Genomic DNA, 20,413 nt, shown 5'->3' with positions numbered 1-20,413 from the left:
CAAGCATATATTTTTCTTTATCAGCAATTTAAGCGGTATCTAATATTCTAATTTTAATCTGAGAAATCTTATGCTTATCCAAGTCAACAACAATTGAAGAGCAGGAGATTTTCAAAGGGTTAAAAGAAAAGTGGAAATTCTCCTGCCAGAAGGGAGAATGAATGAGAAATATGAATTCTGTAAAAGTAAGGCGGGATCACAAGGATACGTTGTTTCGGATGATTTTCAGTACAAGGGAGAACCTGTTGAGTCTGTATAATGCGGTAAATCATTCACATTATACGGATGCAAAAGAGTTGGAGATCGTGACGCTGGAAAATGCAGTTTATATGAATATGAAAAATGACCAGGCATTTTTGCTGGATATGCAGTTGAATTTGTATGAACATCAGTCAACTTGGAATCCGAATATGCCGCTGCGTTTTCTGATTTATGTGACGAAAGAATACCAGATGCTCATTCGGAATCAAACGCTGTATGCGTCAACGCTGGTAGAATTGCCGACCCCACACTTTGTTGTATTTTACAATGGAGAAGAGGAGCGGGAAGCGGAAAGTGTTCTGAAACTGTCACATTCATTCTGCCAGAAGGCGGATGAACCAGAGCTGGAATTGATAGTGAAGGTATTGAATATTAATCTGGATAAAAAACAGAGGATTTTGGAAACTTGCTGCCTGTTGAAAGAGTATATGCTTCTGGTTGACAAGATTCGTAAATATGTGGCAGAGTATAAGGACATAAACCGGGCGGCAGAGCAGGCTGTGACGGAATGTATTGAGGAAAATATACTGGCTGATTTCCTGAGAAAGAATCGAACGGAGGCGATAGAGGTGTGTATTTTCGAATATGATGAGAAACGGGAAAAGGAATTGATTCGGAAGGCAGAGTATGCGGAAGGTAAGAAGGATGGATTGAAGGAAGGGCAGAAACAGGGTGAAGAACGGGTGTTTGAAATTTATAGATTATATCGAGATAAATATACAGAAAACCAGATTGCAGAACAGATGAAGATAGATGTGGATGAAGTTAGGCATATTTTGGAAAAGTTTAAGGAATAGGTGCGGCGGTTGGTTATACATATGCGGATCCGCTGGATAACTGGACGGATGCGCTTATGATTGGAAATGCCTGTTATCAAAAAGAAGATGTCAGTGCCCTGAACTGCGTTGCTGCAGCCTACCGACCAGATTACCAGAATGAAGATCCAATATTCTTATATCCATATCGTGTTTACATACCGGGCACTGGCAGCAGCGGTGTGCGCGTGGAGTGGAATGTGCATGGTAAAAATGGAGTTTGTGTTTTATAGATAGTAGTGTGCTAAAATTTTAGGAGAGGGTAAAACGCGAAAAAGAGCTCTAAACGAAATAAGGATGGAAGAAATCACCCTCCAAAGTGAATTCTTCCATCCCTTTTCTTTACTCTTTTACAATCCGAAACTCCCTCCATTTTCCACTCCGGTAGCGCATCACAACTACGAAGCAGGCGATCAGCCATGCGGGCGGCATGCTCACATAGTAGCAGCGGAAGCCAACCGGGGTGAGCGCCAGAAGAAAGGAGAGCGTGAGGCGGATGCCCAGGTTGATGAAACCGGAAGCTGCCGGGATCTTGACATCGCCGGCTCCCTGCAGGAAACCGCAGGTGATGTTGGTGATCGTGCTGGTCCAGATGAAGAACATCAGGATGTCGAGATGTTCCTTTGCGCGCCGCAGGGACTCTCCGGTGATGTTGAAGATCTGGAGAAGCGGCCGGTCAAAAAGCAGAACCACGATACTGATGGAGATACTGATCAGGACACCCATCAGGATGGTCGTGCGGTAACCGCGGCGGGCACGGTCCAGCTTTTCGGCGCCGATATTCTGTCCGGCGAAGCTGGAGATGGCGACGTTAAAGCTCTGGGACGGAATGTGTGCGAGTTGTTCGACCTTCAGCATGGCAGCGTAGCCCTCGATGCTGGGAGCGCCGAAGGAGTTGATGAGACGCTGCAGGATGAGGAAACCAATCGAATTGACGCCCGTCTGCAGCATGATCGGAATACTCAGGCGCATCAGCAGCGCCCCCTGTCCTTTCCAGGCGTAGAGATAACGCCGTTTTGGCAGCAAGTCCGGGAAAATATGCCGCAGGTACAGGAAACTGGCGATGGCAGAACCAGCCTGTGCGATCACGGTCGCGGCAGCCGCGCCAGAGACGCCCATATGAAAGATGGAGATAAACACACAGTCCAGCACAATGTTCAGGGCGGCGGAGATCATCAGGAAAATGAGTGCGCCGCGCGAATCACCGTGTGCCCGCAGGATGCCATAGGTGACATTGTAGAGCAGCTGGAAAATAATTCCACCGCTGTAGATCAGAAAGTATGCCATACTGTCGAAACGCATTTCTTCCGGTGCCTGCAAAAAGCCGAAAATAACTGGACGGGCTGCCAGAAAGCAGGCGGCGGTTAAAAATATACTTACGACCACGGCAATCAGATAGGAGACGGAGATGGATTCCTGTATGTCTGTCTCTTTTTTGGCACCGAAATACTGGGCGACTGCGATGTTGACACCGGCACCGATGGAGGTGCAGATGGCGGTCAGAAGCCAGATCATGGAGCTGGTTAGTCCGACGGCTCCAAGGGCGGTTGCGCTGATGAGGTTTCCGACGATCACGCTGTCAGCGAGGTTGTACAAAACCTGCAGCAGGTTTGCCCCCATGATAGGCAGGGAAAAGAGCAGGATGGAGGACCATTCCCGCCCTTCGGTCATATCTTTTTTCATATGTATAAAACTCCTTTGATACAGCTAAAATCATGAGTTTAGTGTAGCATAGAGGATGGAAAAAGTAAAGAGAACGGAAAGCGCTTGTCAAGTGGAAAGAGAAGGATCTATAATAGAATAGATTTAATGTAACTGTTCAGCAGGTCTGCGCATTTACTGCGCTGACCGTACGAAAACATGGGCCAGCAGGCAAAAATCCCATTGCCATAGGCAATTTTTAATGGATTTTTGCGCGTGACTGTGAGGGGACTGAACAGTTACGATTTAACGAATATTAAGAAAAAGAGATGAGGAAATCTTGAATCACAACATGGAAATGACGGAGAAACCGACGGGAAGCGGGGCAGCACGGTGGGGCTTTTATCTGATGGGGCTTCTGATTCTGGCGATGGGGCTTACGCTCAATACGAAAGCTGGACTCGGAGTGTCGCCGATTATTTCACTTTCGTATGCGGCATCCGTGATCTGGAACCGGAATTTTGGTGATATGACCTTTGTCCTGTATGGTATCTTTGTCTTGATTCAGGCGGCGATTCATCTGCGGGAGAAGGGAAAAGCCGGACGCAGCCTGCTTATGAAAGATGCACTGCAGTTTCCATTGAGTATTGTATTTACAAGATTTCTGAATGTATTTTCAGTGTGCATACCGTCGTTAGAAGAATGCGGAACGGCGGCGTCTGGACTTTTAGGACGCCTGGGAGTGCTGATGCTTGCCCTGATTTTTACAGGCATCGGCGCGGCGATGTCCCTGTCAATGCGGCTGGTGCCAAATCCGGGCGATGGTCTGGTGCAGGTGCTTGCAGACACCTTTGGAATCGGCACGGGTCTGATGAAGAACTGTGTGGATGCGTTTTGCATTGTTCTGTCACTGATTATGGGACTTTTGTTTGCGGGAAAACCGGTGGGAATCGGCATTGGAACGGTCTGTGCTGTCATGCTGGTGGGGCGCGTGATTGCGCTGTTTCATCATATTTTTGGAAAGGCGATGCTGCAGGCGGCTGGACTGGAAAGTGGCAGGAACTGACAGAGTGTGTGGAAAAGAATGTTTCATATAGAAAAGAGGAAATGTGTTTTTACTGCGTATAGGAGAGGTGTGCGAAAGATAAAAGCAGCCGATTTTTGAATGAAATTCAGATACATAAAATAATAGGAGATAAATAAGATGAAATTGAGAATGAAGCGGAAAGCAATGGTAGTATTGGCAGCAGGCATGTTGATGAGTGCGGCAGCTCCGGCGGCTGCGATGGCGGCGGAGAAAGCGACAGGACCGGCGCTTACGGCAAGCTACAACGGGGATGTAAATACACTGGAGGCGGCGAAGGATGCAACGCAGCTGATTGTGGTGATTGGCAACCGCCAGGATCCGGCGAAGAGCCGTCTGGACTGGTATAAACGCGATACAGATGGAAAACTGGTGCAGGTAATGTCAAAAGAGGCGGTCAGCGGCATGAACGGCATTACAACGCAGAAGCAGGAGGGCGATAAAAAAACTCCGGCGGGTGTGTACCGCTTTACGATGGCATTTGGCCTGAAGGCAAATCCGGGAACGATTCTGCCGTATCACCAGATTGTGGACGGCGATTATTATGTGGATGATGGAAACAGCCGGTATTATAACCAGTTGGCAAATACGAAACAGGTGCAGAAGGACTGGAATTCGGCGGAGGATCTGATGGCGCAGGCACCGCAGTATAATTACGGTCTGGTGCTGGATTATAATTCGGAGTGCACACCGGGAAAGGGATCGGCGATCTTCCTGCATTGCCCGAAGAGCTGGAATAATACGGGAACTTCCGGATGCATCAGTATTCCGGAGGAAGATATGAAAAAGGTTGTGTGCCAGGTGGATACCGGGACGAAGATTGTGGTGGTGCAGGATGAGAGCGATTTAGCAAATTACTAATTAGATAGGCTGTGAGAGTCAGATCTCATTTGGGGATTTTTATCTGGAAGCAGATAGGAACCCCCAGATGAGTTTTTTTGTTTCATAGGACATAATTTCCTAATGAAACCCAAAAACGCCGGACAATATCCGGCGCTCAGGTGTCTCAAAATATCTGTCCCTACGTTGGCATTATCCAAATCAGGTTTTGGGTCGGAACTTTTGGTTTCCTCTCAGCCTGCATCACAAGCTTCCCATTATCGAAATGAATTGTAGCATGATTTGGAAAAATAGCAGTGGCAACTCTGGTTTTATGATTTATTTGCCCCGCCCATCTGCCGGCTCAGCATCCGCAGCATTTCCGCCTGCCGTTTCTGCGCTGGGGGCATTTGGTCTGTCAGGATCGAAAAAAGAGTGTCCATTTCTGAGGTTGAGAATTGCGGGGAACCGTTGCTGCCCCGGAGACTCATGAGAAGCGGCAGAAGCTTGTCTTGCGGCGTGTTTCTTGCCTGATCGGCTAACTGTTCCATCTGTTTTATTTTGTCTGGATCCATGGAGCGGAGTCTCGGATCCTGTTTCCAGTTTTGAAATTCCATAGTGTGTGCCTCCTGTCTGTTTGAAGTGGATGTGCCAGATGCACGGTCTGTGGTTTTTTTCTGTCTGCGGGAATATTCGGCTTGCGGGTAAAGGACAGATGCCGGAACTGCATCAGAATTGGGTGAATCATTCTGGATATCTTGCGAAGTCGGAAAGGATGCTGTCTGCGGCATATTTTGCCAGTAGGATTCATAGAGGCGGGAACCTTCGATAAAATTTAAGACCAGATCGATCGAACTTTGCTCTTCCTCTGTGCCATACGGCTTGATCGCTTTCAGCATATCAACCGGCGAATCCTTGTCGCGTTCGCCCACCGAGCAGATTCCGATCTCACCGTCGGCCGGATCAGCAAATAGCTGCATCGTCTTTTCTAGTTCGCGGAATTTCACAAACAGGGAGAAAAAACGCTGTTCCGGGATGTGAATATAGGGAAGCGCCGCCTTGACAAGCTGCATATGTGGGAGTGAGGTCAAGCGGTCTAACTCGGTCATTTTGAGAGAAACATCTTGGTTCACGAAAAAAACCTCCCAAATCTTTGTCTCAATATATGCAGATGAGAGGAAAAAAAGACGTTTTGGTTCACGGGTAGGCACTTTTGGAATCGAAAAAGAACGGGAATGTTTAAAGAAAAAAAGCTCCGGGACAGGAAAAACCACATATAGTATATTATAAAAAATAAGAAAGAAAAGGATTCAGAGCTATGAACACCCGGCTGATCATTGATGGAAATGCCGTTTATGAAATAGATGAAGACTGTCTCGCCTGCCGCGGACGGCGGACTGGATGCAGACGCTGTGTGGAACCGGGTTCCCGCACCCGGGGACGAAGCACGCCTTTACAGAAATTGGAACCTGCCAGTGAAAAATCACAAACTCACAAATAAAGAAAGATGTGGTATAATGTAAAGAAAGAAATTCCCCTCATTCCAGCCTGCCCAGCCACTTCCTCATGAGGTGTCAGGGAAAGCTGGAATGGGGATACCGTAGCAGAGCTCCAGAGTCCTAAGACAAACTGGCTCACAACAACATTGCATTAGGAACTGAAAGGACGAATCCATATGAACCCATATAAAATCATGCTGGTAGATGACGAGGAGGAAGTACGGACAAGCATCATACGCAAAATCGACTGGCAGGATGCCGGATTCGAGGTGATCGGGGATGCGGAGAACGGGAAGGAAGCGCTGGAAAAGATCGAGCAGAATGAGCCGGATGTTGTGCTGACAGACATCCGGATGCCATATATGGACGGGCTGGAGATGGCGGAGAATATACGGCAGAGATATCCGTCCATCAAGATCGTGATTTTTTCTGGTTTTGATGAATTTGAGTACGCCAAAAAGGCGATCAAGCTCAATGTGATCGAATATATTTTAAAGCCGGTCAATGTCGAAGAGCTGACGGCGATTTTAAAGAAAATCAAGAAAAATCTCGATGAGGAGATCGAGCAGAAGCGGAATGTTACCCTGCTTCGGGAAAGTTATATCAAGAGTCTTCCGGCGATCCGGGAACATTTTTTGAATGATCTGATTCACGGCGGCATGGAGGAAGCGCAGATTGAGGAAAAACTGAACGAATATGCGATCGACGTTGCGGGTGCGGTCAAATGGGTGATTGCGGCGATCCATCTGGAACCGGATGAGAAGGTGGACAAGGCAGTTTCGCTGCATCAGCAGCGGGAGCTGATTCCGATCTCCGTCCGCAATCTGATTGAGGAAAAACTGGAAGGGCAGTACCGTTTTATTGTATTCCATTCTTCCTTTGAGACGATCCTTCTGGTGGCGATCGACAAAGACAATACACAGACCGGGCTGATTGCCCTGCTGGGCGATATCTGCAAGGAGACGAAGAAAATTCTGGAGGTATCGGTTACGATCGGCGTGGGCGAGAGCTGCAGTTCGCTGACGGATTTAAGCCGCCCGTGCCACACGGCACTCAATGCACTCGGTTACCGTGCGATCACGGGTTCCGGCGGCGTGATCTGCATCGGCGATATGGAGCCGTCCGGGCATGAAAAACTCCGGTTCGACAGCCGGATGGAGTCGGAGCTTATAGCGGCAGTCAAGTTTGGACCGAAGGAAAAGATCCGTTCCGTGATAGACGGGATTGTGAGCCGGATGGAGGATGCGCGGGTGCATTACCGCCAGTATCAGGCGTATGTGCTTGCGATCATCAATGTGCTGACACAGCTCTCCCAGCAGTATGATCTGCGGATCAGCGAGATGTTTGGCGTGGAAAATGATTATTTCGAGATTCTGGGGCGCGTCCAGAAGATGGAGAATGTCCGCCCGTACCTGACCGAGGTGGCGCTCAAGATGAATGCCGGAATGGAAGAAGAGCGGAGCAATACGACAAAAAACGTGATCCGCGAGGCGAAGCAGTACATTCAGGACAATTTTCAAGATCCGGATCTGTCGGTGGAGAAGATCTGCCGCCATCTGCATATGAGCCCGGCGTATTTTTCAACGATGTTTAAGAAGGAGACGGGACAGGCGTACATCGCCTATCTGACCGATGTCCGGCTGGGGCGCGCGGTCGAGCTTCTGATGGCAACTGACGACAAGACGTATATCATCGCGGAAAAGGTCGGCTACCCGGAGCAGAACTATTTCAGTTACGTATTTAAGAAAAAATTCGGTGTTTCCCCGACGCGGTACCGCACGGCACACCGGAGCGGGGAGGCATAATGGGTAAAAAAAGGACGATCTGGAAGAAAAAGCTTTTTGACGACGCCAGCATCCGGTCTATGATCTTTATCTATTTTACGATCACGGCGCTGGCGGCGAGCGTGCTGATCTCCCTGTCGCTGTACCAGAGAATGTCACGGCAGGTCACGGAAGTAGTACAGGAGGAGAGCCAGAACCTGATCGCGCAGGTGGGGCGCTCTGTGGAGTCGTACCTCCGCACGATCATGAAGCTGTCCGACTCGCTTTATTATGGCACGATCAAGAATGCCGATCTGTCGAGCCAGTCGCTTGGAAGTGAATTTACGCTTCTCTACGATAATAATAAGGATAATGTGGAGAATATTGCCCTGTTTTCGGAGGATGGGGCGCTTCTGGAGGCAGTCCCGGCGGTGCGTCTGAAAAATGAGGTGGATGTGACGCAGGAAGAATGGTTCCGGAGCGCCTTAAACCGGACGGAAAACCAGCATTTTTCCCTGCCGCACGTACAGTATGTGTTTGACAATGCGGAAAATCAATACCGATGGGTCATTTCGCTATCGCGGGCGGTCGAACTGACACACGGAACCTCGACCTCGCAGGGCGTCCTTCTGGTCGATATCCGCTATTCGAGCCTGGAACAGCTCTTTGGCGGCATCACGACGGGGCGCGGTGGTTATTTCTATATGATCAGCGGAAATGGCGAGATTCTTTACCACCCGCAGATGCAGCTTCTGGATTCCGGCTGGGTGCAGGAGAACAATGGACAGGCAGCCGGCTATTCGGACGGAAATCATGAGGAGATATTTGCCGGAAAAAAGCGGATGGCGACGGTCAAGACGATCGGCTACACAGGCTGGAAGGTGGTCGGGGTGACGCCGGAAAATGCCGTGTCGCTCAACACGATCAAAACCCGGCTTTTTATCGTATTTGTCATTGCCCTCATTTTGTGCATTCTGGCTCTGATTAACTCTTATATTTCATCGAGGATCACGAATCCGATCCGTGAGCTGGAAAAATCGGTCGGCGTCCTGGAGGCGGGCAATTTAAGCGCACCGGTGTACATCGGCGGTTCGTATGAGATCCGCCATCTGGGAAAATCGATCAGTGATATGGCGGGTCAGATCCGCCTCCTGATGCAGGATATTGTGCGTGAGCATGAGGCGAAACGCAAGCAGGAGTTTGATACGCTGCAGTCGCAGATCAATCCGCATTTCCTCTATAATACGCTCGATATCATTGTCTGGATGATTGAAAATGAGCAGAAAACGGAGGCGGTCAAGGTGGTGACGGCGCTGGCGCGGTTCTTCCGTATCAGTTTAAGCCGCGGCAAGAGCTTAATTACTGTGAAGGATGAGCTGGAACATGTCCGGAATTACCTGATGATCCAACAGATGCGGTTTAAAAATAAGTTTACCTATACGATCGAGTCAGATGATGAGGTTTTGGAACTTGCAAGTTTAAAACTGATGCTGCAGCCGCTGGTGGAGAATGCGATCTACCATGGCATGGAATATATGGACGGCGACGGTGAGATCTTCGTGCGCGCCTGGCAGGAGGAAAAAGAGCTGTATCTGGAGGTGCGGGACAATGGGCTTGGCATGACGGAGGAACAGGTCGAGAGCCTCTTTACCGATACGGCGCACGTGGCATCCAAGCGCGGATCCGGCATCGGGGTACGCAATGTCAACGAGCGAATCAAGCTGTATTTCGGCGCGGAATATGGTCTTTCGATCGAGTCGGAGCCGGATGAGGGAACCGCGGTGAAGATTCATCTTCCGGCAGTGCCTTACGAGAAAGTGCTGGAAGAGAAGAAAGTGTAAAAGTGGGGGCGACAGATCAATGCGATATGGAGTGAGAAAAAAAAAGGAGCTGGTGCTCTGGGGAATCCTGTGTGTGGGACTTATTTTGCTGTATCTCCTTTCCTCCACGGATTGGATCATCAAGGAAAAAGAGGTGGAGGTCTACCCGGTGTCCCTGATTATCAGCGATACTTCGGATGATGATTACGTCAACTTCCGCAAGGGCGTGGATCAGGCGGCGGTTGAGTATAATGTAGATGTCAGCTTTATTACCCTGTATGAAAAGGATAATCTGGCACAGCAGATGGAGCTGGTGCGCCGGGAAGCGGCAGACGGTGCCGGGGCAGTGATACTGGAGCCGGTTGATGAGCTGGAATGCCGCCAATATCTGGAAGAAAATACATATGGAACGCCGATTATCCTGCTGGGTGAATTATCACCGGATGAGGAGGTCAAGGGGGCGGTTCATATGGACTGGACGGCAGCCGGGAGAAAGCTGGGCGAGGCGATTACGGCGGAACAGAGCCCCGATCTTCCTGTTTGGATCTTTGCAGATAACCCATATATCGGCAAGGCGGGGGAGATGAAGCAGGGGCTGACGGAGGTGCTGGAAAAACAGGGCTTTTCCTATACCATTGTGCCGCGCGGCACCGATGATACTTACCGTTCCGTCATTGAAAAAACAGTTTATCCGGGCAGCGGCACGGCGGTGGTGGCGGCACTGGATTTCGCCAGCACAGCGGAGGCGGCGGAGATTGTCGGCGGAAGCAGCGTGTACGGAAAATACATTTCCGGGCTATACGGCGTCGGGATGATGCCGTCCCTACTGGATCAGCTTGACAAGGGGACAATCCGGGGGCTGGTGGTGACAAACCAGTTTGACGCGGGCTATTTTGCGGTCAAAAAAGCAGTGCAGGCGATTGAAAAAGAGCAGGAGAGAAGCCAGCTTTCATTGGAATCCTACTATATAGAGAAGGATGAGCTGCGCTCGAAGAAATATGAGAAGATGCTGTACCCGATTGATTAAAAATCCGGGAGGGAGTATAGAAAGATGAAAAAAAACGGAAAAAGCATTCAGATGGCGCTGGCACTTCTGGCAGTGGGCACACTTCTTTTAAATGGATGCAGCGCGGCAAAACCGGCAGAAAAAAAGAGCATCCGTATCGGTGTAACGCTGTACCGGGGCGAGGATGCCTTTATCAACAATATCCGTTCCAGCCTGGAGGAAAAGGCGAAGGAATATGAGCAGCAGACGGGCATTAAGGTCAATCTGGAAATCATGGATCCGAAGGGAAACCAAAATACGCAGAACAGCCAGGTAGATCGTTTCCTTTCCCTGGAATACGATGCGATCTGCGTCAATATGGTGGATCGCTCAGCAGCATCGTATGTCATCAACAAGGCGATGGATGCCGGGACGCCGGTCGTATTTTTCAACCGCGAACCGGTCGAGGAGGACATGAAACGGTGGGAGCACCTCTATTATGTAGGGGAGGACGCGCGGGAATCGGCGGTTCTGCAGGGAGAGCTTCTGGTGGATGCGTATCAGGAAAATCCGGGCAGTCTTGATTTAAATGGGGATGGAACCGTGGGATATGTGATGTTGGAGGGCGAGCGCAGCCATCAGGATTCGCTGATCCGGACAGAGTGGTCGGTGCAGACGATGCGCGACGGAGATATTCCGCTGGAAAAACTGACCGGTGGTTCGGCAAACTGGGATCGGAGCCAGGCGGCGGCGCTGATGGAACAGTGGATCCGCCAGTTCGGGGATGCGATCGAGGTGGTGATCGGCAACAACGATGAGATGGCGCTCGGAGCTGCCGAGGCGCTTGAACGCGCCGGTGACACAAGGGGCGTCAAGGTGGTCGGCATCGACGGAACCCCGCAGGGAATCGAGGGGCTTAAGAGCGGAAAACTGTATGGAACAGTCCAGTGTGACAGCGACGAGTATGCAGAAGTGATTTTTGAGATAGCTGCCTCTGAGGCACTTGGTCAAAATGTACAGGAAAAGGTCGAATTAGAGGAAGGAACCTATTATCAATGCAGTCAGAAAGCGTTGACTGTTGCTGATTTACCATAAAATCACACAGTTTCACACCGGAAAAACAAGAATATGTGAATAAAATCACAAAGGATCTAAAAAAATTTTATATAAGAACCAAGAAAATTATATGGAAAAGTGTACAAACGATCCGTATAATAATGGTGTCGATAAGAAAAAATGACGAATCGGCGAAACTGTATAATGTGTGTATGCGGAAAATTTAACTGTTCGGTGGATCCGGACAGCGCAAACGGATACGCAAGTTTAAGGGAGGACAAACATTATGAAACTGAAAAAAGTAGCAGCACTTGGTTTGGCAACTGCAATGGCATTTTCCGTAACTGCTTGCTCCAGCAAACCGGCAGAGACAACTGCAGCGGCAGAAGAGACAACAGCAGCAGCTGACGCAGCAGAGACTGTTAAAGAAGCAATCGAAGGAAAAGATCCGGCAGAAGTTAAAGTTGGTATTTCTATTTACCAGTTCGCTGATAACTTCATGACACTGTATAGAAACGAACTTCAGAAATATTTAGTAGATGAGCTTGGCTTAAAGGCAGAGAACATCTCCATCATGGATGGTAAGAATGACCAGTCCGAGCAGATGAACCAGATCCGTAACTTCGTTACCCAGGGATTTGATGTTATGATCATCAACCTGGTTCAGGCTTCTTCTGAGCCGGATGTAACCAACATCTGCAACGAAGCAGGTATCCCGGTTGTTTACATCAACCGTGAGCCGGATGCTGAGAGAGAGCAGGCTTGGGTTGACGACGGCATCAAAGCTACTTATGTAGGTGCTGATGCTAGACAGTCCGGTACATATCAGGGTGAAGAGATCGCTGAGCTTGAGAACAAGGGTGATGCAGACGGCGACGGCGTTGTTCGTTACATCATGGTTCAGGGAGATCCGGAGAACGTAGATGCTCAGTACAGAACTGAGAAATCCGTTGAGGCTTTAAAGGCAGCTGGCGTAGAGGTTGAAGAGCTGACCAAGCAGCGTGGTGATTGGGATCAGACAAAGGGTCAGGAGATCACTGCTAACGCTCTGTCCCAGTACGGCGACAAGATCGATGTTGTATTCTGCAACAACGATGCTATGGCTCTTGGTGCTCTGCAGGCTATCGAGGCAGCTGGAAGAACTGTAAACAAAGATATCTACCTGGTAGGTGTTGATGCTCTGGTTGAGGTTGTTGAGAACGTTATGAACGACAAGATGACCGGTACCGTATTCAACGATTACTTCGGACAGGCTCATACAGCAGCTGACAAAGCTCTTGATTTCGTAAACGGCAAAGATGTTGACAACGTATACATGGTAGACTATGTAAAGGTTACAACTGAGAACGCTGGCGATATTCTGGAAATGATTAAATAATTGTAGCTGTTCAGAGAAGGACGGTTATGAACATATCACTCCCCTGCAGGGGAGTGAATAAAGTGTCGGGTGTGCAGATGGCACACCCGATTTTATGAAAGGAGAGAATGGGATGGCAGAGTACAGATTGGAGATGCGCGGGGTATCGAAAAGCTTCCCTGGCGTAAAAGCTCTGGACAAGATAAACCTCAAAGTACGTCCCGGCACCGTCCATGCACTGATGGGAGAAAACGGCGCTGGTAAATCCACCTTGATGAAATGTCTCTTTGGTATTTATCATATGGATGAAGGTGAGGTATATCTGGATGGAGAAAAAGTGGAGATCCACAATCCGGATGAAGCCCTTCACAGAGGACTGGCCATGGTACATCAGGAGCTGCAGCCGATACCTGAGAGAACGGTAGCAGAGAATATGTACACCGGTCGTTATCCAACCAAGAAATTTGGTCCGATTCAGGTCATCGACCATAAAAAGATGTTTGAAGAGACAGCAAAATGGCTGGACGATGTTAAGATGCCGTATAACCCGAAGGCAAAACTGGGAACCATGTCCATCGCCCAGATGCAGTCTGTCGAGATTGCCAAGGCTGTATCCTTAAATGCCAGAGTTGTAATTCTGGACGAGCCGACTTCCTCCTTGACGGATAATGAGGTAGAGGCGCTTTTCCGCATTGTCCGTGACCTGAAATCACGAGGCGTATCCCTCATCTATATTTCCCATAAGATGGCGGAGATTCGTGAGATTTGTGATGATATTACCATCATGCGAGACGGCACCTATGTTGGTTCCTGGCATATGGACGAGATTTCGGATGATGAGATCGTCAAACAGATGGTTGGTCGTGAGCTGACCAATATCTATCCTCCGAAGAATGATACAAAAGCCGGCGAGGTACTGCTGGATGTCAGAGGATATTCCAGTATCCATGATCGTTCCTTCCAGGATTGCTCCTTCACCCTTAGAAGAGGCGAGATTCTTGGATTCGGCGGCCTGGTAGGTGCTCAGAGAACGGAACTGATGGAAGGTATCTTCGGTATGCGTCATATTAAATCCGGAGAAGTTTATATTAAGGGTAAGAAAATGAACATTAAGCGTCCGCAGGATGCAATCCGGGGCGGTATCGGTATGATTACCGAGGACCGACGCGGAACTGGTATTCTGGGATGTCTGTCCATTGCAGATAATGTATCAATTTCCTCCCTGGATCAGTATTTACACTATGGTATCAAACTGAATAAGAAGAAGATTGAGCAGCTTGTCAAGGATAACGTGGCAAAGCTTTCAATCAAGACGCCGAGCAGTAAGACACTGATTCAGTCACTTTCAGGCGGTAACCAGCAGAAGGTTCTGATTTCCCGCTGGCTGGCCAACAACCCGGATATCCTCATCATGGATGAGCCGACCCGTGGTATCGACGTTGGTGCCAAGTACGAGATCTACCAGATCATGATTGACCTGGCAAAGCAGGGCAAAGGTATCATCATGATTTCATCTGAGATGCCGGAGCTGATTGGTATGTCGAACCGTATCCTTGTCATGTGTAATGGTCACATTACCGGTGAGGTACAGGGTGAGGAAGCAACTCAGGAGCGTATCATGAGCTACGCGACTAAGTTCTAAAGGAGGAAGAGAGAATGGATAAGAAACAACTGAATGTAAAAGATATATTGATCAATAACGGTATCGTTATTCTGATCCTGTTGATGGTTCTCTTTGTTGGTGTGACAAAACAGAACTTCTTCAGCAGAAGCAACTTTAGCAACATTTCCATCAACGTAGCATGCCGTTTCATCATCGCAGTCGGCGTATCCGGCTGTCTGATTACGAAAGGTACCGACCTTTCTGCAGGACGTCTGGTTGGACTTTCTGCCTGCCTGGCAGGTACTCTGCTCCAGAAGAGTGATTACAGCGGACATTTTGAACTTACCAAAGGATTTGGCGAGCAGAACGTATGGCTGATTCTCCTTATCTGTATTGCTATCTGCTGTGTATTTGGTCTTATCAATGGTATCGTAGTTGCTTACCTGAATGTACCGGCTTTCATCGGTACCCTGGGTATGCAGATGATCGTATACGGTATCAACCTGGTTTACACAAAATCCGTTCCGTTAGGCGGTTATCGTCAGGAGTATACCATCATTGCAAATGGTAACTTCTTCGGTATTCCGTACCTGTTCATCATTGCATTTGTCATCGGCGCGATCATGTGGTTCGTATTTAACTACACCCGCCATGGTAAATATATGTATGCAATCGGCGGCAACGAGGCAGCAGCAGAGGTTGCTGGTGTAAATGTTAAGAAAACCAAGATCATCATCTATGTAACAGCTACTGCACTGTATGCTATCGCAGGTTTCCTTCTGGGAGCTAAATCTGGTGGTGCCGGTGTAAATACCGGTAACGGTTACGAGCTGGAGGCTATTGCAGCTTGTACCATCGGTGGTGTATCTGTAAACGGTGGTATCGGACGTATCTCCGGTGTTATCATCGGTGTACTTGTATTCGAGTTCTTAAAGACCTGTCTGCAGTTCCTTGGCATCGACCCGAACTACCAGTATATCGCACAGGGTATCGTTATCGTTGTTGCGATTGCACTGGATATCCGTAAGTACATTGCGAAGAAGTAATAAGATTAACTGTGTTCTGACGAGAATGTATGTACCATATGAAAAGTCGTCGGGAACCGTACATAAATATTGAAAACAAATCCAAAACTCCCTCTCCATGGATGCATGGCGGGGGAGTTTTTTATATAATGGGAGAATCCGTTGGAATCTCCTATTATATAAACAGCCCTGACGGGCAGGATTTTTCTTGTATAAATCTGAAAAGTTGTAATCGGCAGGGGGATGGTGGACGAGATGGCGTGCCAGCGCTTGCTTTGACAGTGACGGAAAAATATTTTTGGATTGCCTGAACTTATTTTTATGGATATAATAAGAGAAGAGGCTGTTTCAGAGTGAGCAGCAGAGAAAACAAGCCATATTCTGAAAGGAACAAGGATGAGCGAAAACGAAATGCTGGAAAAGAATGAGACGATAAAAGAAACAGTGAGCGAAAAACTGGAGACGGCGAAAGAAGCGGCAGAGGAGACGGCAGATAAAACTCTGGAGGAACTGGAAGCGGAGAATGAAAAGCTCCGCCGGGAGCTGGAACTCATGAAAGAAAAGACCATCAAAGAGCGCATCTATGACCATGTGCATGTCTCTGTGCGGACGATGGATATTTTTATCGGCGTGATGGTGGTACTGTTTGTGGTGGTTGTGGTGATGGGGATGCTGAATAAGTAGAAAGCAGCCGTGGTTAAAACTGTTTTGAGGATAAATGAGAGGAGGAAGAAAGATGATGTACCCATTTATGACCTTAAATGATGATACGGAAATTACCCATTCTGAAATGCGGGCAGATGGCAGGGTTAAAGTTTATATAGAAACACCCGATGAAAAAGATGGATTTCACAATGCGATATGCTATTTGCCAGATTACAAGTGGGAGAATATAAATGGTTATTCAGATATGGAAATGAGTTATTTCAAGAAACTGATTCGGGAAAATGCACACTTGATTATGGAGTTTTCACAAGAGGGAGGAATTCTGAGTGCCGCAAATTTTTAGGATTGGACCATATATTGTATATTTTTGGTCGAATGAAAATGAGCCGCTGGAACCGGTGCATGTCCATATTGCAGAGGGAAGAGCAACTTCAAATGCGACAAAAGTGTGGATAACCAGTACGGGCAAGGCATTGCTCAGCCACAATTCTTCCAAAATATCAGCCCAAATTTTGAACAGTATGATTCGGGTGATAGAGGCCAACAGTGAAGAAATTATAGAAAAATGGCTTTCTCATTTTGGAGAAATACGGTACTTTTGTTAAGACTTTTTAAGAAATATAAAAAGGACAACTAATTTTATGGAAATCGAACGCAAATATTTAATTAGTCACATTCCATTTGATATAGCCGGATACCCCTTCCACCAGATCGAGCAGGCATATCTAAGCACTGCCCCGGTTGTGCGTGTCCGTCAGGAGGATGACACCTATTATCTGACCTACAAATCCAAAGGACTGATGGCGCGGGAGGAATACAATCTGCCGCTGACGAAGGAATCCTATGAGCATCTCCGTTCGAAGGCTGACGGCAGGATTCTGACGAAAAAGCGTTATCTGATTCCGATGGAAGGAACGGAGTACACGATTGAGCTGGACATTTTTTTAGGTGAATATGAGGGATTGAAGCTGGCGGAGGTTGAATTTCCAAGTGAGGAAGCCGCACATGCCTTTGTGCCGCCGGAATGGTTCGGGCGCGAGGTGACGTTTACGGGCGAGTACCAGAACAGCCGTCTGGCGCTGGCGGAAAAACTGGTATTAAAAACGAAAGAATAAAAACGAAAGAACAATACAAAGGTATATTATTAATGATAAAACAAGTAATGAATTGGATCAAAACGCACCGCTACTGTCTGGTAGGACTCTATATGCTGGTGTTTCTGTCAGGATTTTTTCTGCTGGAGCTGCATGAACCATCGGATGTTCATATTATACACTGTGCGGTCGATGACCTGATACCGTTTAATGAATGGTTCGTACTGCCGTATTTTCTGTGGTACGCGTGGGTGCCGGTGTTTATGCTTTATTTTATGATTCGGGACCGGGAGGCGTATCTGCGGCTTTGTTTTGTGATGTTTGCAGGAGCAACCTTTTGCTTATTTGTCTACCTGCTGGCACCAAACGGTTTAAATCTGCGGCAGGAGATCACATCACAGAATTTCTGCGCGCAGATTGTGCGGTTTCTGCGGAGGGTGGATCCGCCGAACAATGTCTGCCCGTCGATCCATGTATCGAGCACTGTGGCGGTGCATCTGACGATCTGCCACGCGGCAAGTGTGCGGAACAAGAAACCGATCCGTACACTTTCGTGGATTGTCACGATTCTGATTTGTCTTTCAACCATGTTCATCAAACAGCATTCGCTGGTCGATGTGCTTTGTGGCTGGATTTTGAGCCTGATTCTTGACGAGGCAGCAAATATCTGGGTGCTAGTAAAGGCATTTTCAAAAGGAAAAGCTGGAAAAACAACGAATGCGGTTCATGAAGAATAAAAAAGTGAACGAATTGAACAGTTGCAATGATTTTCTGATATCTAAAAAGAAAAAATGATTGCTTTGTGGAAAATAAAAAAATTAATATAAAAAGTGTTATAAAAACAAAGAACAGGAGGAAATAATCATGGCTGTAGTATACGCATTTTTAGCAGATGGACTGGAAGAAGTGGAATGTCTGGCAACGGCGGACGTGCTGATCCGCGCGGGTGTGAAGGTAAAACTGGTTTCGATTACGGGTAAAAAAGAGGTGAAGGGCGCACATGGATTTGGCATTCATGCAGACACCCTGCTGCATGAGATTGATCCGATGAAAGCGGATCTTCTGTTCCTTCCGGGCGGTATGCCGGGAACGAAAAATCTGATGGCGTGCAAACCGCTCTGCGATGCACTGGTGCAGGCAGATGCTGCTGGAAAACGCCTGGCAGCGATCTGTGCGGCTCCGAGCATTCTGGGGCAGCTGGGGCTTTTGAAGGACAAGAAGGCAACCTGCTATCCGGGCTTTGAGGATGCCCTGACCGGTGCGAAGCTGACGGGTGCGGGCGTTGTGACGGACGGCAATATCACAACGGCGCGTGGACTTGGATATGCGCTGGATCTGGGAATTGAGCTGGCATCGCTCTTAGTCGATCGCCCGGTAGCATTACAGGTCAAAGATTCAATTCAGTATGACCAGGTGTAGTTTCAACTAAAAAACACACAGAAAATACATCAAAAATGGCATAAAACCCACCTAAAACCACTCATAAACCCGCAAAAAGTGAACGCAAAATTATATTTTCCGCTAGTATTTAGCACGCAGATATGCTATAATGCTATCTTGAAGTGTAACGCCCGGTAGAATGGCGGTTCACATATAGAAGCAAGGAGGACCCCTTAAAATGAGTTTACAGGTAGAAAAATTAGAGAAGAACATGGCAAAGCTGACCATCGAAGTTCCGGCTGAAGAGTTTGATGCAGCAATCAAAAATGCGTACAACAAGAACAAAAACAAATTCAGCATCCCGGGATTCCGTAAAGGTAAAGCACCGTTAGCTATGCTGGAGAAGATGTATGGCGCTGGCATTTTCTATGAGGATGCAGCAAACGAAGTGATCGACGCATCTTATCCGAAGGCAGCAGAGGAGAGCAAGGAAGAGATCGTATCCACTCCGGAGATCAAAGTGACTCAGATCGAAAAAGGTAAGGCATTCATCTACGAGGCAACCGTAGCTCTGAAACCGGAAGTAACTCTGGGCGAGTACAAAGGCGTAGAAGTTAAGAAGGCAGAAGCTGTTGTGACAGACGAGGATGTAGAGAACGAGCTGACTGCAGCACGTAAGAAAAACGGCAGACTGATCGACGTAGAAGACGGCGCAATCGAGGACGGCGACAACACTATCATCGACTTCACCGGCTACATTGATGACAAGACATTTGACGGCGGCGCTGGTACAGATTATCCGCTGGTAATCGGTTCCCATTCCTTCATCGAGGGCTTTGAGGATCAGTTAATCGGCAAGAAAAAAGGCGAGACCTGTGACGTAAACGTTACTTTCCCGGCTGAGTACCATGCAGATGAGCTGGCTGGCAAACCGGCTAAGTTCGTTGTAACCATCAAAGAAGTTAAGAGAAACGAGCTTCCGGAGCTGAACGATGAGTTCGCAAGCGAAGTATCTGATTTCGATACTCTGGATGAGTACAAAGCAGACATCCGCAAGAAACTGCAGGAGAAGAAAGAGCAGGACGCTAAAGTAGAGAACGAGAACAACGTAATCGAAAAAGTAGTTGAGAACGCTCAGATGGAACTGCCGCAGCCGATGGTTGACACTCAGGCAAGAGAGATGGTAGAGAACTACGCTCGCCGTCTGCAGAGCCAGGGCTTAAACATCAACGATTACATGAAATATACCGGCATGACACCGGAGAAGCTGATGGAGCAGATGCGTCCGGAAGCAGAGAAGAGAATCAAGACCAGACTGGTTCTTGAGAAAGTAGTTGAAGTTGAGAACGTAGAAGTTTCCGATGAGAAGCTTGACGAGCAGATCAACGAGATCGCAGCATCCTATAAACTGGAAGGCGCTAAGCTGAAAGAAATGATGGGTGAGCGCGAGAAAGAGCAGATCCGTGAGGACCTGAAAGTTCAGGCAGCGATCGATTTACTGGTAGAGCAGGCAAAGCTTGCTTAATCAAACCGATAAAAGCGAAT

At 48.1% G+C, this 20,413-nt stretch carries 21 protein-coding genes and 1 riboswitch; of the genes, 19 read left to right on the top strand and 2 right to left on the bottom strand.

Annotated features, from left to right (window positions below):
* Positions 1 to 161: 161 nt before the first annotated feature.
* Both C7U56_RS13335 and C7U56_RS15475 read left to right on the top strand, forming a co-directional pair.
* Complete coding sequence (locus tag C7U56_RS13335) at positions 162 to 1,058, top strand: transposase (RefSeq protein WP_107001621.1); 897 nt, start codon at positions 162 to 164, stop codon at positions 1,056 to 1,058.
* Positions 1,059 to 1,114: 56 nt separating this feature from the next.
* A complete protein-coding gene (locus C7U56_RS15475; protein ID WP_146143927.1) occupies positions 1,115 to 1,309 on the top strand; it encodes a hypothetical protein in 195 nt (64 codons plus the stop codon).
* A 109-nt stretch (positions 1,310 to 1,418) separates the two neighbouring features.
* Here C7U56_RS15475 and C7U56_RS13330 read toward each other — a convergent pair whose 3' ends face one another.
* Entirely contained in the window at positions 1,419 to 2,759 is a 1,341-nt protein-coding gene (locus tag C7U56_RS13330) for an MATE family efflux transporter (RefSeq protein WP_107001620.1), read from the bottom strand.
* A 298-nt stretch (positions 2,760 to 3,057) separates the two neighbouring features.
* Here C7U56_RS13330 and C7U56_RS13325 point away from each other — a divergent pair, with 298 nt between their 5' ends.
* Positions 3,058 to 3,783, top strand: a complete 726-nt coding sequence (locus tag C7U56_RS13325) for a YczE/YyaS/YitT family protein (RefSeq protein ID WP_233430274.1) — start codon at positions 3,058 to 3,060, stop codon at positions 3,781 to 3,783.
* A gap of 138 nt (positions 3,784 to 3,921) precedes the next feature.
* Positions 3,922 to 4,662 (top strand): L,D-transpeptidase family protein, encoded by a 741-nt coding sequence (locus C7U56_RS13320; RefSeq protein ID WP_107001619.1) that lies wholly within the window; start codon positions 3,922 to 3,924, stop codon positions 4,660 to 4,662.
* A gap of 140 nt (positions 4,663 to 4,802) precedes the next feature.
* Positions 4,803 to 4,908, bottom strand: a riboswitch (TPP riboswitch).
* A gap of 44 nt (positions 4,909 to 4,952) precedes the next feature.
* On the opposite strand, the gene C7U56_RS16070 is transcribed toward C7U56_RS13320, so the two are convergent.
* Positions 4,953 to 5,753 (bottom strand): hypothetical protein, encoded by an 801-nt coding sequence (locus tag C7U56_RS16070; RefSeq protein WP_233430273.1) that lies wholly within the window; start codon positions 5,751 to 5,753, stop codon positions 4,953 to 4,955.
* Between the two features lie 185 nt (positions 5,754 to 5,938).
* On the opposite strand from C7U56_RS16070, the gene C7U56_RS13310 reads away from it, so the two are divergent.
* The 15 genes from C7U56_RS13310 to tig all read left to right on the top strand — a co-directional run bounded on the left by C7U56_RS13310 (position 5,939) and on the right by tig (position 20,393).
* Positions 5,939 to 6,121 (top strand): hypothetical protein, encoded by a 183-nt coding sequence (locus tag C7U56_RS13310; protein ID WP_107001618.1) that lies wholly within the window; start codon positions 5,939 to 5,941, stop codon positions 6,119 to 6,121.
* A 174-nt stretch (positions 6,122 to 6,295) separates the two neighbouring features.
* Positions 6,296 to 7,924 (top strand): response regulator transcription factor, encoded by a 1,629-nt coding sequence (locus tag C7U56_RS13305; protein WP_107001617.1) that lies wholly within the window; start codon positions 6,296 to 6,298, stop codon positions 7,922 to 7,924.
* Complete coding sequence (locus tag C7U56_RS13300) at positions 7,924 to 9,723, top strand: sensor histidine kinase (RefSeq protein WP_107001616.1); 1,800 nt, start codon at positions 7,924 to 7,926, stop codon at positions 9,721 to 9,723. Before C7U56_RS13305 ends, C7U56_RS13300 begins: the two co-directional genes overlap by 1 nt.
* 31 nt (positions 9,724 to 9,754) lie before the next feature.
* Complete coding sequence (locus tag C7U56_RS13295) at positions 9,755 to 10,729, top strand: substrate-binding domain-containing protein (protein ID WP_107001676.1); 975 nt, start codon at positions 9,755 to 9,757, stop codon at positions 10,727 to 10,729.
* A 24-nt stretch (positions 10,730 to 10,753) separates the two neighbouring features.
* Entirely contained in the window at positions 10,754 to 11,782 is a 1,029-nt protein-coding gene (locus tag C7U56_RS13290; RefSeq protein WP_107001615.1) for a galactose ABC transporter substrate-binding protein, read from the top strand.
* 247 nt (positions 11,783 to 12,029) lie between these two features.
* Positions 12,030 to 13,121, top strand: coding sequence for a substrate-binding domain-containing protein (locus tag C7U56_RS13285; RefSeq protein ID WP_181357250.1), 1,092 nt, complete (start codon positions 12,030 to 12,032; stop codon positions 13,119 to 13,121).
* 112 nt (positions 13,122 to 13,233) lie between these two features.
* Positions 13,234 to 14,742 carry a sugar ABC transporter ATP-binding protein gene (locus tag C7U56_RS13280; RefSeq protein ID WP_107001613.1) on the top strand — a complete coding sequence of 503 codons (1,509 nt, stop codon included), beginning with the start codon at positions 13,234 to 13,236 and terminating at the stop codon, positions 14,740 to 14,742.
* Positions 14,743 to 14,756: 14 nt separating this feature from the next.
* The gene (locus tag C7U56_RS13275) at positions 14,757 to 15,749 is read left to right on the top strand and encodes a galactose/methyl galactoside ABC transporter permease MglC (protein ID WP_107001612.1); all 993 of its coding nucleotides are present in this window, start codon (positions 14,757 to 14,759) and stop codon (positions 15,747 to 15,749) included.
* A 375-nt stretch (positions 15,750 to 16,124) separates the two neighbouring features.
* Complete coding sequence (locus tag C7U56_RS13270) at positions 16,125 to 16,412, top strand: hypothetical protein (RefSeq protein ID WP_227589388.1); 288 nt, start codon at positions 16,125 to 16,127, stop codon at positions 16,410 to 16,412.
* Between the two features lie 52 nt (positions 16,413 to 16,464).
* Complete coding sequence (locus tag C7U56_RS13265; RefSeq protein ID WP_107001611.1) at positions 16,465 to 16,737, top strand: hypothetical protein; 273 nt, start codon at positions 16,465 to 16,467, stop codon at positions 16,735 to 16,737.
* A complete protein-coding gene (locus C7U56_RS13260) occupies positions 16,721 to 16,999 on the top strand; it encodes a DUF4160 domain-containing protein (protein WP_107001610.1) in 279 nt (92 codons plus the stop codon). The genes C7U56_RS13265 and C7U56_RS13260 overlap by 17 nt, the downstream gene beginning before the upstream one ends.
* A gap of 36 nt (positions 17,000 to 17,035) precedes the next feature.
* Positions 17,036 to 17,509, top strand: a complete 474-nt coding sequence (locus C7U56_RS13255; protein ID WP_107001609.1) for a CYTH domain-containing protein — start codon at positions 17,036 to 17,038, stop codon at positions 17,507 to 17,509.
* Positions 17,510 to 17,556: 47 nt separating this feature from the next.
* Positions 17,557 to 18,225, top strand: coding sequence for a phosphatase PAP2 family protein (locus tag C7U56_RS13250; protein WP_181357249.1), 669 nt, complete (start codon positions 17,557 to 17,559; stop codon positions 18,223 to 18,225).
* Between the two features lie 127 nt (positions 18,226 to 18,352).
* A complete protein-coding gene (locus tag C7U56_RS13245; protein WP_022359228.1) occupies positions 18,353 to 18,907 on the top strand; it encodes a DJ-1 family glyoxalase III in 555 nt (184 codons plus the stop codon).
* Between the two features lie 199 nt (positions 18,908 to 19,106).
* A complete protein-coding gene (gene tig / locus C7U56_RS13240; protein WP_022359227.1) occupies positions 19,107 to 20,393 on the top strand; it encodes a trigger factor in 1,287 nt (428 codons plus the stop codon).
* Positions 20,394 to 20,413 lie beyond the last annotated feature (20 nt).

This window comes from Clostridium fessum, assembly GCF_003024715.1.
Lineage (GTDB): Bacteria > Bacillota > Clostridia > Lachnospirales > Lachnospiraceae > Otoolea > Otoolea fessa.
Note: the sequence above shows the minus strand (reverse complement) of the source record. Positions and strands in the feature narration are given on the sequence as shown.